The 12,086-nt window shown below is 65.4% G+C and carries 11 protein-coding genes; 8 read left to right on the forward strand and 3 right to left on the reverse strand.

Annotation, left to right across the window (positions count from 1 at the left end):
- Window positions 1–4: 4 nt before the first annotated feature.
- Window positions 5–1,144 (reverse strand): AAA family ATPase, encoded by a 1,140-nt coding sequence (locus IEV67_RS04700; protein WP_188435377.1) that lies wholly within the window; start codon window positions 1,142–1,144, stop codon window positions 5–7.
- Between the two features lie 162 nt (window positions 1,145–1,306).
- Here IEV67_RS04700 and IEV67_RS04705 point away from each other — a divergent pair, with 162 nt between their 5' ends.
- Window positions 1,307–1,831: a PadR family transcriptional regulator gene (locus IEV67_RS04705; RefSeq protein ID WP_188435378.1), complete on the forward strand. Its 525-nt coding sequence runs from the start codon at window positions 1,307–1,309 to the stop codon at window positions 1,829–1,831.
- The gene (locus IEV67_RS04710; RefSeq protein WP_229702724.1) at window positions 1,828–2,583 is read left to right on the forward strand and encodes an alpha/beta fold hydrolase; all 756 of its coding nucleotides are present in this window, start codon (window positions 1,828–1,830) and stop codon (window positions 2,581–2,583) included. The genes IEV67_RS04705 and IEV67_RS04710 overlap by 4 nt, the downstream gene beginning before the upstream one ends.
- A gap of 12 nt (window positions 2,584–2,595) precedes the next feature.
- Here IEV67_RS04710 and IEV67_RS04715 read toward each other — a convergent pair whose 3' ends face one another.
- Window positions 2,596–3,327, reverse strand: a complete 732-nt coding sequence (locus IEV67_RS04715) for a Pr6Pr family membrane protein (RefSeq protein ID WP_188435379.1) — start codon at window positions 3,325–3,327, stop codon at window positions 2,596–2,598.
- Window positions 3,328–3,569: 242 nt separating this feature from the next.
- Between IEV67_RS04715 and IEV67_RS04720 the strand changes: the two genes are divergently transcribed.
- Window positions 3,570–5,681, forward strand: a complete 2,112-nt coding sequence (locus IEV67_RS04720; protein ID WP_188435380.1) for an adenylate/guanylate cyclase domain-containing protein — start codon at window positions 3,570–3,572, stop codon at window positions 5,679–5,681.
- 1 nt (window position 5,682) lies between these two features.
- On the forward strand, window positions 5,683–7,107 hold the full coding sequence (locus IEV67_RS04725; protein WP_188435381.1) for a mechanosensitive ion channel domain-containing protein: 1,425 nt from the start codon (window positions 5,683–5,685) through the stop codon (window positions 7,105–7,107).
- Window positions 7,108–7,153: 46 nt separating this feature from the next.
- Here the strand turns inward: IEV67_RS04725 and IEV67_RS04730 are convergent, their stop codons facing one another.
- Window positions 7,154–7,885 (reverse strand): GntR family transcriptional regulator, encoded by a 732-nt coding sequence (locus tag IEV67_RS04730; protein WP_229702726.1) that lies wholly within the window; start codon window positions 7,883–7,885, stop codon window positions 7,154–7,156.
- 158 nt (window positions 7,886–8,043) lie between these two features.
- Between IEV67_RS04730 and IEV67_RS04735 the strand changes: the two genes are divergently transcribed.
- The 4 genes from IEV67_RS04735 to IEV67_RS04750 are packed head-to-tail and all read left to right on the forward strand — an operon-like array spanning window position 8,044 to window position 11,998.
- Window positions 8,044–9,393 (forward strand): ABC transporter substrate-binding protein, encoded by a 1,350-nt coding sequence (locus tag IEV67_RS04735; protein ID WP_188435383.1) that lies wholly within the window; start codon window positions 8,044–8,046, stop codon window positions 9,391–9,393.
- 3 nt (window positions 9,394–9,396) lie between these two features.
- Window positions 9,397–10,365, forward strand: coding sequence for a carbohydrate ABC transporter permease (locus IEV67_RS04740; protein ID WP_188435384.1), 969 nt, complete (start codon window positions 9,397–9,399; stop codon window positions 10,363–10,365).
- 2 nt (window positions 10,366–10,367) lie between these two features.
- Window positions 10,368–11,174 (forward strand): carbohydrate ABC transporter permease, encoded by an 807-nt coding sequence (locus IEV67_RS04745; RefSeq protein WP_188435385.1) that lies wholly within the window; start codon window positions 10,368–10,370, stop codon window positions 11,172–11,174.
- A 35-nt stretch (window positions 11,175–11,209) separates the two neighbouring features.
- Window positions 11,210–11,998, forward strand: a complete 789-nt coding sequence (locus tag IEV67_RS04750) for a 6-phosphogluconolactonase (protein ID WP_188435386.1) — start codon at window positions 11,210–11,212, stop codon at window positions 11,996–11,998.
- The last annotated feature ends 88 nt before the right edge of the window (window positions 11,999–12,086 follow it).

The following is a 12,086-nucleotide window of genomic DNA, read 5'->3' on the forward strand; positions in this document are numbered from 1 at the left end:
ACTACTACGGTGTGGGGACTGCGGCGAAGATCTGGTCGATGATCTCCTCGCTGCGGATCCCCTCGGCATCCGCCTCGAACGTGAGCAGCACGCGGTGACGGAGGATGACGTGACGGAGCGTGCGGATGTCTTCCGGAAGCACATGCGAGCGGCCGTTGAGCAGAGCCAGGGCGCGGGATGCCTGCAGGAAGGCGATGCTGGCGCGGGGACTGGCGCCGTACTTGATGTAGCGCGCGCGATCCTCGCCGATGTATGGGCCGGGGTTTCGGGTCACATAGGCGATCGAGACGATGTAGTTGCGGATCGCCGCGTCGACGTAGATGCGGCTCGCGACATCCTGCAGCAGCTGCACGTCTTCCAGGGAGACGGCACTGGCGACGTGCCGGTCGGGGTCGAGCACGCCGGAGTCGATGCGCCGCAGGATCTCGAACTCGTCGGAGGGGCTCGGGTACTCGACGATCTCCTTGAGCAGGAAGCGGTCCATCTGCGCTTCTGGGAGCTCGTAGGTGCCCTCCTGCTCGATCGGGTTCTGCGTCGCGATCACGAGGAACGGCTTCGGGAGGTGATGCACCTCGCCGCCGATCGTGGTCTGGTGCTCCTGCATCGCCTCGAGCATCGCCGATTGGGTCTTCGCGCTCGAACGGTTGATCTCGTCGAGCAGCACGAAGTTCGCATGCACCGGGCCGAGCACGGTGCGGAACGATCCGGTGGCGGCGTCGTAGATCTGGTTGCCGGTGATGTCGCTGGGCAGCAGGTCAGGCGTGCACTGGATGCGCTTGAAGCTGGCCTTGACGGTGTCGGCGAGGGTGGATGCCGCGGTCGTCTTGGCGAGTCCAGGCACCGACTCGAGCAGGATGTGGCCGCCGGCGATGAGCGAGACCAGCAGGCTCGTGCGCAGCCGCTCCTGGCCGACCATCTTCGCGGAGTACGCGTCGGAGACGACCTTCAGCACGTTCGCGGCGCGGGTCATCTCCGCGTCGCTCGGCGTGGAGTCGGGGCGGGCTGCGGGAGTGGCGCGCTGAGCGGACTGGGCGGGCGCCGGCGGTGCGGACTGCTGAGGTGCGGGAGCCGCAGCGGGCGCGGGTGGCCGCGGGGGCGGCGGTGGGGAGGCTGCCCCGGAAGCGGTGGCGTTCGACTCGTTCATCACTGTCTCCTCGCATGCGCGGGAGAACGGTGCTCCGATCTCCCCCACAGGCCAGCGTAATCGCAGCATCCGACTCGGACATCCTGGAGCGACGGGCAGAGATCCCCATTCCATCGACCAATATACTTGTGTAGTCCTATATATGCATGGTCTACTATGATCATGCAACTGCGTCACGCCATCCTCGGCCTGCTCGACATCGCACCCCAGAGCGGATACGACCTCGGCCGTGCCTTCGCCGGGTCAGTCGCGCACTTCTGGCACGCCGACCAGTCGCAGATCTACCGGACCATCGACCGGCTCGAAGCCGACGGCGTCGTGGCGACCGAGCTCATCGTGCAGACAGGGCGTCCCGATCGCCGCGTGCATGCGCTGACCGACGCCGGTCGCGCGGAACTGCATGCCTGGTTGCGCTCGCCGGTCGAGTCGCCGATGCCGAAAGAGCCGTTCCTCGCCCGGCTCTTCTTCGCCGAGCCGCTCGGCGTCGAGGGCGTGCTCGCACTGCTCGACGAGCGGGCGGAGGCCATCCGCGCTGAGCGCGAGCAGCTTGCCGGGATTCCGAGGGTGACGCAGGGACTCGGCGCTGTGCTGCGCACTGCGACCCTCGACGCTGGTCTGCGAGGAGCAGACGCTGAGCTCTCCTGGCTCGCGGACGTAAGGGATGCCGTGGCCGAGGAGCTGACGTGACGAAGAGGTACCCCATCGAGCACGGCCCGCGTGCGGGCGAGTCGATCATCCTGTTGCACGGGGGCAACGTCGGCAACTGGATGTGGGAACCGCAGGTCGACGGACTCGCCGGCCGTCACGTGATCACTCCGGATGTCGTGGCCTACGGCGCCCGGTCAGCAGAGTGGTGGCCGGGACTCGACGGCGCGGCCGACGACATCGCCGACATCATCCGCGAGCGGGCGATCGGCGGCAGGGCGCACGTCGTCGGCCTGTCGATGGGCGGCGTGATCGGCGTGCACCTCGCCATGCGGCATCCGGATCTGATCCGATCGTGCATGGTGACCGGTGCGCCGATGACCGGGGTGGGCGGATTCGAGCGTCGGCTGGCGGAGCTGCAACTGCGTTCGTGGGACAAGCGCTGGTTCTGGAGCATGCAGGCGGCGATGTTCCGCATCCCGGCTGACGCGCGTGAGCTGTTCATCTCCGACGGGATGGGCGTCAACAAGGGTGCCGCGTCGCGGATGTATCGCGAGATCTTCGACGGGTCGATGCCCGATGGCCGCTCCGGATACACCGGTCCGATGTTCGCGATCGCCGGCGGGAGGGAATCCAGGAGCGTGGCTGCGGCGTTCCCTGCGCTCGTGGCGGCGATGCCGCAGACGCGCACCTGGGTGGCTCCGGGGATGCGCCACGTGTGGAGCATCCAGGACCCGGATCTGTTCACGAGGACGATCGTGGATTTCGTCGACCGTGATGTCGTGCCGGTCTGACCAACTGGACTTCTATCCGGCGACGGCACCGAGTGAGTCGTCCTCTTCCACGATCGCCGAAGAGCGGATGCCGCGGCGGCGTCCCATCCAGATGACGAGGGCCGCGACGCCGATGATCGCGGCGGCGATCCCGATGATGTAGCCGATGACCCCCGCGTATCCGCCCTGGATGTTCGGGTCCAGGAAGGGGTACGGGTACCACCAGTGGTTGCCGTGGGCTGGTCCGATGATGAAGTTCGCCCTGATCAGCGTGTACACCGCCCAGACGATGGGGAATGCGGCGGCGGTGAGCATCGTGCTCCAGGGCAGCGCACGGCGCCGCGGCGCGAACAGCACGTCGGCGAGCAGGAACAGCGGGATGATCACGTGCAGGGTCTCGTTGGTCCAGACATCCGAGATGCCGGCGATCGCGATGTTGCGCAGCAGCAGGTTGTAGACGATGCCGGTCACGATCATGTAGGTGCTTGCGCACAGGAGGAGGGTCGCCAGCCAGGCGGGTTCCGGTGTCGCGTCGTGCCTCGTGCGCAGCATCCAGATCGCCGAGACGATCAGTACGACGGCGGCGATGAGGTTCGACAGGATCGTGAAATAACTGAAGAAATTCGCCACCACGGTCGGCACGTGACTGGCCCATGGGGTGTCCGCCGCGATCGCGTTGCCCACAGCCAGCGAGAACTGGCGGATGATCGCCGCGAGTCCGAGCACTGCTGCGGCAAGACGTGCGTATGGCCACCACTTGTTCATGTTTCCTCCGCGCTCACTGTAGCGACCGCGCCGCGTCGCGTGACGAAGGTCGCAGAAAAGTCTCGATATCGGAGCGACGGTCACGATAGGTTTGGCGCATCTGACGGGGAAGAGGGCGCCTCGTTCATGCCTGGGGGGGACCGGGAGGGGGAAAGTCGTCCTGAGACGGTGTGAAACGGCGGGGGCAGTCAGTGACGCAGGAGAACACGTCAGAGGAGAAGACCGGGCGGAACAGAGGAAGGTTGCGGTTCACCCGAGGTGGGCTCAGCATCCAATCCAAGCTTCTGATCATGCTGCTCGGTGTGAGTCTGGTCTCCTCCGTCGTCGTCGGTGCGATCGGATTCGTCAACGGCCGCGAGTCGCTGCATGCGGCCGCGATCGATCAGTTGACCACGATCCGCGAGATGCGCGCAGCGGAGATCACGGAAGCGATCGGCGACGTCAAGCTCGATGCATCATTGCATTCCCGCAACCTGAGCGCTCAGACGATCTCCGCCGAGTTGAACACCGCTTTCGACGAACTGCAGCAGCAGGAGATCACACCTGAGCAGCAGGCGCTGCTGGAGGCGTACTACGCGGATGCCTTCATTCCCGAGTTGGAGGAGCGCACCGGGGATGAGTACGGCGATACCGCGTTCATCCCTGAGTCGAACGCCGGGAAGTATCTGCAGCTGCAGTACTCGATGGGGAACATCGACTTCGATGCGGACTACGACAAGCTGCTGAACCTGAACGACTCCGGCGATGGCACCACGTATGCGCAGGCGGCCGGTCGCTACGGCGACTACTTCACCCGACTCATCGACCAGGCCGGTTATGAAGACGCGCTTCTGCTCAACCTCGAGGGCGATGTCGTGTTCTCGGCGTACAAGGGCGCCGACCTCGGAACGAACCTCAACACCGGGCCGTATCGCGACACCGCGTTCGCGCAGACCTACCGCGACACCATCGCCACGAATTCCGTCGATGCCGTCGGCATCACCGACTTCGAACGCTGGGTCCCCTCCATGAACGTCCCGACGATCTGGGTGATCTCGCCGGTGGGCAATGACAGCCGCGTCACGGGGGCCATCGCCTTCCAGGTGTCGCTCGACACCATCAACGACGTGATGACCGGTGGGGAGCAGTGGAAGGAGCAGGGGCTCGGAGACTCCGGTGAGGTGTATCTCGTCGGACGTGACGATCTCATGCGCAGCACCTCGAGGCTCCTCTTCGAGGATCCGGAGGCCTACGCGCAGCGAGCGACGGACGGCGGAACAGCGCCGAGCATCGCGGAGCGCGTGATGGAGATCCGTGGTCCTGTGCTTCTCCAACCCGTCACGACATTCGCCGTGGAAGAGGCGCAGGCAGGTCGTTCCGGCACCACACAGGGGCCCGGATACCTCGGCCAGGACAGCGTGACCGCATATGCGCCACTGGAGATCGAGGGCCTCGACTGGGTGATCATCGCGCGCATCGACTCCACCGAGGCATTCGCTCCCGTCACGGACTTCACCCGCAATGTGCTGCTGTCCCTCCTGGGCATCCTGCTCGGCGTCTCCTTGCTGTCGCTGCTGCTCGCCCAGGTCTTCACCCGTCCGATCCATCGTCTGGTCGGAGCGGTGCACCGAGTCGCCGAGGGCGATCTCGATGTGCAGGTGCCTCAGGGCTCGCGGGACGAGTTCGGTGAGCTCGGCAGCGCCTTCAACGACATGGCGTCGAGTCTGCGGATCAAACAGGAGCTCATCGAGGAGCAGCAGAAGGAGAACGAGAAGCTGCTGCACACGCTCATGCCCGAGAGTGTCGCGAACAAGTACAAGCAGGGCGACGAGGCGATCTCGGAGGCTCATGAGAACGTCTCCGTCGTGTTCGCCGAACTCGTCGGATTCGATGAGCACGCCCGTGGGCTCTCTGCCGAGGAGGAGATCGGACAGCTCAACACCCTCATGCGCGGCTTCGACGAGGCCGCCGAGAAGGCAGGGGTGGAGAAGGTGCGCACACTCCACGGCGGTTATCTGGCTTCGTCGGGCATGGTGATCCCGCGGGTGGACAACGTGCGTCGCAGCGTGGAGTTCGCTCGGAACCTCGTCGGAGTGATCGACCGGTTCAACGTGCAGAACGGCACGTCTCTTGCGCTGCGCGCCGGTGTCGATTCCGGAACAGTGACGAGCGGACTCGTCGCCCGCACCAGCCTCGCCTACGACCTGTGGGGCGACGCCGTGAACCTCGCGTATCGCGTGCGCTCCGTGACGGGGGAGCCCGGAATCTACGTCAGTCAGACCGTGCGGGATCGCACCCAGGAGCTCGTCGACTACGTCGAGGCGGGCACAGTCGAGTCGCAGGGCAGGACCGAGACCGTGTGGAAGGTGGTGTGAGATGACCGAGGCGTTCCAGGACGGCTGGGCATGGTGGGTGATCGCGCTCGCCGTAGGAGTGCCGGTTCTGCTCGTGGTGCTCACCGAGGTGATCGGCACCCTGACGCGACGGAACAACCCCGTCGCCGGTCCGCTGCGGCTGCTGCGCAACTGGGTGGTCCCGGCCGGCGCAGTGCTCGCACTGCTGGCCTTCGCGATCCAATCGCCTGCCGACCAGGTATGGGTGCGGGTCGTGGCGACCGTGTTCGGATTCCTCGTGATCCTGCTCGTGCTCTCGTCGTTCAACGTGGCGCTCTTCGCGAACGCCGCGCCAGGATCGTGGCGGGACCGCATTCCGACGATCTTCGTCGAGATCGCCCGGCTCGCCCTGGTGGTCGTCGGTCTCGCTCTGCTGTTCTCCTGGGTGTGGGAGGCGGACGTCGGCGGACTGATCACCGCGCTCGGCGTCACTTCGATCGTGATCGGCCTCGCGTTGCAGAACGCCGTCGGCGGCGTGATCTCCGGACTGCTGCTGTTGTTCGAGCAGCCGTTCAAGATCGGCGACTGGCTCGACACCGGCGGCGTGAAGGGGCGCGTCGTGGAGGTGAACTGGCGTGCCGTGCACATCAAGACCGGTGCCGGCATCCAGATCGTGCCGAACTCGACCCTGTCCGGAGCATCCTTCACGAACATGAGCGAGCCGGAGGGACCGTATTTCGCGACCACGTCCGTGAGCTTCTCGACTGACGATCCGCCGCACGAGGTGATGGCGCTGCTGCTGGAGATCGCAGACGCGTTGCCGATGCGGTTGCGCGAACCGCGAGCATCCGTCGACTACGCCGGTGGCGGTGCCTACGGTGTGTCGATTCCGGTCGCCGGCCCCGCCGATGCCGGACGAGCGCTCTCGATGTATCTGTCCTGGCTCTGGTACGCCTCGCGCCGCCGGAAGTTCGCTCTCGACGGCGACTCCACCGATCCGCTCGCCGAACCCCAGCGCCTCGTCGAGGCTCTGGCGGTGATCGCACCGACTCTGCACCTGCGCGAGGAGGATACCGAATCGCTCCTCGCCTCAGCCCGGCTGGAACGCTACGGCGTCGGCGAAGTCGTCCTGCCGGCGGGAGTCATTCCCGATGAGGTGAAGATCGTGGTGTCCGGAAGGGCCGTCCTCTCGCTCGATGTCGACGGCGGAAGGATCGACTTCGCCGGAGCGGACACGGGCGATCTGATCGGTCAGACCGCACTCACACGCGAGCGCACTCAGGCGGTCACGGTCGCGGGGGAGATCCTCACCGTCGTCGTGATCCCTCTCGCGACCGTGGATAGCCTGATCCGGACGCGGCCGAGGCTAGCTGCCGAGATCGGCGCGTCACTGGAGCTCAAGCGGAAACTCGCGGCTGAGACGCTGGCGGGTCTCGGCGTCGAGCAGAGTCGACTCCTCGGGCGTTGACGCCGATCCGACGAGTCCGACGTGTCAGCGGAACCTCTTGAGTTCGTCAGTGTCTGTGCTGCTGCTGGCGGAACAAGTCCGCCTGGAAGCGATAGGCATCTCCGCGATAGCGGTTGACGCCGAGTAGCACCGGGGTTCCGTCGGCGACGTACGCGGTCTCTTCTCCGACGAGCACGGGGGAGCCGACACTCGCTCCGAGGAGTTTCGCGAGCGGAGCGTCAGCGATGGCCGCGGTGACGCTGTACGCGCTGCGATGGATGGCGACGTCGCATTCGTCACGCAGTAGCTCGTAGAGCGAGTGGTCAGTGAGATCGATGTCCATAAGTGCGCGTGCGCGCTGCTCCGGGAGGACCACGACATCGAAGCAGACCGGATTTCCGTCGAGGCCACGCAGGCGATCGATCTGGATGACCGGCGAAGTCGGAGCGATCCGGAGACGATCTGCCTCGTCGATGGTTGCCGGACGGACTTCGCGACGCCGCACTGTGGACGTCGGTCGAAGTCCGCGCGCCAGAGCCATTTCCGTGAACGACTGGAGCGTGCTTGGCGGCTCGCCGACGACTCGCGGCGGCACGAACCAGCCGCGCTGAGCGGAGCGACTGACACGTCCCTCGGCTTCGAGCGCACCGAGAGCGGCACGTAGCGTCGACCGGCTGACGCTGATGCGCAAAGCGAGATCGCGCTCCCCTGGCAAGCGCGTCCCGGGCGCGAAAACGCCGAGCGCGAGATCCTGAGACAGGTGTTCGTATGCCTGCGCGGCGGCCGGGGTCAATACCACGACGACAACATACCACGACGCCCATCTGGATCGATTTATCGCCGAAGTGGTATTTGACTGGTGCAACTGGTCCATTGGTGTTAGCGTTCGAGATGTTCTCGGAGCCCGACTCCGCAGACCCTCTCGAGCAATACCCGACCACCACGATGGAGTGAACGATGTTGTCGAAGAAACTGCGCGCCGTAGGCGCGCTTTCTGCAGGTCTGGCCGCAGCCTTGGCATTGTCCGCCTGTGCTCCGGGCGGCGGCGCCACGCAGAGTTCAGGGCCCACTGACGTCTCGGACGACGTCGCCGGCGCCGGGGACGTCACACTGAAACTCTCCGACTTCTGGGGCTCAGCCGAGGAGGAGTGGATCACCACTCTGATCGAGAAGTTCGAGAAGAAATATCCCAACGTCACAATCGAGCGCACCCGTGAGGATTGGGGACAGCTGACCAGCACACTGAACCTGCAGCTGCAGGACACCGGCGGCCCCGACATCGCATCCGCGAACAACGGGTGGTCGTCGCTGGGCACCCTGGCAAAGGGCGGGCTCGTGCTCAACCTCGACGCCTACGCCGACCTGTACGACTGGAACGACGAGGTGCCGACGACGATCGCCCGTCAGAACCAGTTCACGAGCGACTTCAAGACGATCGGCGAGGGCGCGTGGTTCGCGACTCCACTCGCTCGGGCCTCCCTCATCGGTGTCTACTACAACGCCGACATGCTGGATGACCTCGGGATCGAGGCGCCCGGCAGCCTCGATGACCTCGAGGATGCCGCAGCCGAGATCAAGGCGGCCGGCAAAGTTCCGTTCAGCTACAGCGGCCTCGATGGGAACACGGCGGCGCTGCTCGGTCTTCAGTCGCTGTACGGTTCGGCTGACGACATCAACGACTTCGTCTACGGCAGTGAAGATGTGACCGCAGCGGACACCGGCTTCAACGACGCTGCGACCACGCTGAAGAAGTGGGGCGACGACGGCTGGCTGATGCCGAACTTCGAGGGCCTGGACTACCAGACCTCGCTCGCCAACTATCTCGACGGCGACAGCGTCTTCCGCTTCGAGTACACCGGTTCGCTCGGCCTGTCGGGTGACCAGCTCGATGAGTTCGGATACATCCAGCTGCCGCAGGTAGACGACGACTCCACGGTCGGCGTGGGCGCAGCGCCCGGCGCCATGGTCATCTCGGCCAAGTGCGAGCACCCTGACGTCGCCGCAGCGTTCCTCGACTTCCTGATGTCTGAGGAGGCGAGCCAGACGGCCGTCGACCTCGGTCTGGTTCCGATGCTCAACGATGTCGAGACCCCAGACTCGCTCAGCCAGAGCGGCGAGGCCGCGGCGACGTCCACCCTCGACTCCGACGACGGCTATGTACCCTACTTCGACTGGGCGAGCCCCACGATGCTGGACATCCTCTCGCAGAACACGCAGTTGCTGATGGCCGGCAAGACGACCCCCGAGGACTTCACGAAGGCTGTCGACGACGACCGGAATGCCTTCCTCGCCGAGTCCGGATCCTGACAGATGGCCATCCCCGATCTCGGTGTCGCCACGGGCCATCGGCCAGGCGGCGACACCACGGCCACCGAGTTGATCGTCACTGGGGGGAAACGCCGCCGCACATCGCGTGCACGTCGTCGCTCTCGTCGGGCGGGGCTGCTCTTCGCGCTTCCGGGGCTGGCGCTGTATGCCGGTGTCGTGCTGTGGCCGATGGTGCAGTCGATTCAGTACTCGTTCTACAAGTGGGACGGTGTCTCGGCATCCGTGTGGGTCGGGTTCCAGAACTACATCAACTTCTTCACCGATCCCGTGCTGCGCTCGACGCTGGGAAACGTGCTCGTGCTGCTGATGTTCTTCGCCGTGCTGCCCATCGCGCTCGGGCTCTTCTCGGCTGCGTTGATCACACGCTCGCGTCAGCCGGGCATGGCCGTGTATCGCTGGATCTTCTTCCTGCCGCAGGTATTGACCAGCGTCGTCACGGCGCTCCTGTTCAAGCGCATGTACGCGCCGGAAGGACCGATCAATGAAGCACTGCGCGCAGTCGGGCTGGATGTCCTCGCCAAGAACTGGCTAGGTGACTTCACCTGGGCGCTCCCGGCAGTCGGCGTCATCGGAACCTGGGTCACCTTCGGATTCTGCATGGTGCTGTTCATCTCGGGCGCATCCTCCATCTCGACGGATCTCTATGAGGCGGCGCGCATGGACGGCGCAGGACCGATCCGGGAGTTCGTGTCGGTTACCCTCCCCGGCCTCCGTGGCCAGATCGCGGTGGCGCTGACACTCACCATCACAGCGGCGCTGCGCGCGTTCGACCTGATCTGGATCACGACGCGTGGGGGTCCTGGTACCTCGACGCAGACACCGGCTGTCGCGCTGTACAAGGCGGCGTTCGTGAACCCGAACGTGGGTCAGGCGGCTGCCATCGGCGTCGTGATGGCCGTGCTGTGCCTCGCGATCGCTCTCATCATCACTCGGGTCTCGGAAAGGGAGTAATCGTGTCATCGCGTTCCGAGAAACTCTGGAACTACATCATCCTCACCGTCATGGCCCTGATCGTGCTCTGGCCGGTCGGCACGTTCCTCGCCGCCTCTCTCAGTCCCGATCGTGCAGGGCGCCCGTCAGGCGACCTGCAATGGGGCAACTTCATCACCGCGTGGAACAGCGCCGAGTTCGCGCGCTCGATGACGGTGTCGCTCATCATCACGGTGGTGGTGGTGATCGTCGGCGTGCTGCTGGCACTGCTCGGGGGGTACGCGTTCGGTGTGCTGGGGGTGGTCGGCGAACGATTCCTGTTCCCGGTGATCCTGCTCGGGATGATGGTCTCGCTCGAGGTCATCATCGTCCCGCTCTACTACCAGTTCCGCACGATAGGTCTCACGAACAACCTGTTCGGCGTGATCCTCATCCACCTGGGCATGGGCGTCCCGTTCGGCGTCTTCTGGATGCGCGCTGCCTTCCGAGCGCTCCCGCGTGCCGTCTTCGAGTCGGCTGAGCTAGACGGCGCAGGACCGCTGCGGATGCTGTGGTCGATCGCCGTCCCGAACCTCATGCCGGCCGTATACACGCTGATCCTGCTCAGCTTCATGTGGACGTGGAACGACTACTTCCTCTCGCTGGTGTTCCTGCACGGCGACAACCAGACGGCGACGGTCGCGCTGGGAGTGTTCCAGGGCAAGTTCGTCACACAGATCAACCTCATGGCGGCCGGCGGTCTCATCGTCGCGGCGCCCGTACTCGTCCTGTACGTGATCTTCCAGCGCAAGTTCATCTCCGGCATGCTCGCCGGTGCCATCAAGGAATGACACTGCGTCATCCGCTCGATACGAAGGCAGCAACAGTGCAACTCTCTCCCCAGATCCTCGACTCGGCCGATGAGATCGGCGAAGCCGTCGCAGGCCTCATCGTCGAGCGGCACAGCGGCGCGATCGACCGACCGTTCCTACTCGGGTGCCCGAGCGGACGTACCGCTGTTCCGGTGTACTCGGCGCTCGCTCGCCGTGCTGCAGCCGGCAGCGATCTGTCGCGACTCATCATCGTGATGATGGACGACTACGTCGTGCATGCCGAGGACGGTCTATTCCGCGTCGTCGATTCCGCTGCCTCGTACTCGTGCCAGCGTTTCGCACGGGAGGATATCCTCGCCCCGATCGCCGAGGCCGCGACGGCTGCGGGCACGGTGGCGCCGCAGCAGATCTGGACGGCAGACCCGGCGGATCCGGCGGAGTACGACCAGCGCATCGCGGACGCAGGCGGCATCGACGTCTTCCTCCTGGCATCCGGAGACAGTGACGGGCATGTGGCCTTCAACCAACCGGGCACGGGGCGTGACGCGAGAACGCACCTGGTCGATCTCGGTGAGGCCACGCGACGCGACAACATGGGCACGTTCCCCGAGTTCACTCAGTTGGACATGGTGCCACGCAAGGGCGTCACGGTCGGTGTCGACACGATCGCGGGCCAGTCCGCCGAGGCGATCATGATCCTCAGCGGCGAGAACAAACGCGAGGCGTTCGCACGCATCACCGCGGCGGACTCGTACGACGCCCAGTGGCCGGCGACGATCATCACCGAATGCCGCAACGCACGAATCGTCGCCGACCGCAGCGCCGTATCCGTGCGGGTATGAACGTCGTCGGCGTCGTCCTTCAGCATCTGCCCTTCGGCGGAGCCATCGCACCCCGCACGCCGCCTTGGCACACAGCATCCATCGACCA

Origin of the sequence: Microbacterium murale, assembly GCF_014635185.1 — a bacterium.
GTDB lineage: Bacteria > Actinomycetota > Actinomycetes > Actinomycetales > Microbacteriaceae > Microbacterium > Microbacterium murale.

Coding starts and splice junctions, on each gene's coding strand:
- IEV67_RS04705 (WP_188435378.1), top strand. CDS start 1,307: ATGCAACTGCGTCACGCCATCCTCGGCCTGCTCGACATCGCACCCCAG.
- IEV67_RS04740 (WP_188435384.1), top strand. CDS start 9,397: ATGGCCATCCCCGATCTCGGTGTCGCCACGGGCCATCGGCCAGGCGGC.
- IEV67_RS04715 (WP_188435379.1), bottom strand. CDS start 3,327: ATGAACAAGTGGTGGCCATACGCACGTCTTGCCGCAGCAGTGCTCGGA.
- IEV67_RS04700 (WP_188435377.1), bottom strand. CDS start 1,144: ATGAACGAGTCGAACGCCACCGCTTCCGGGGCAGCCTCCCCACCGCCG.
- IEV67_RS04735 (WP_188435383.1), top strand. CDS start 8,044: ATGTTGTCGAAGAAACTGCGCGCCGTAGGCGCGCTTTCTGCAGGTCTG.
- IEV67_RS04725 (WP_188435381.1), top strand. CDS start 5,683: ATGACCGAGGCGTTCCAGGACGGCTGGGCATGGTGGGTGATCGCGCTC.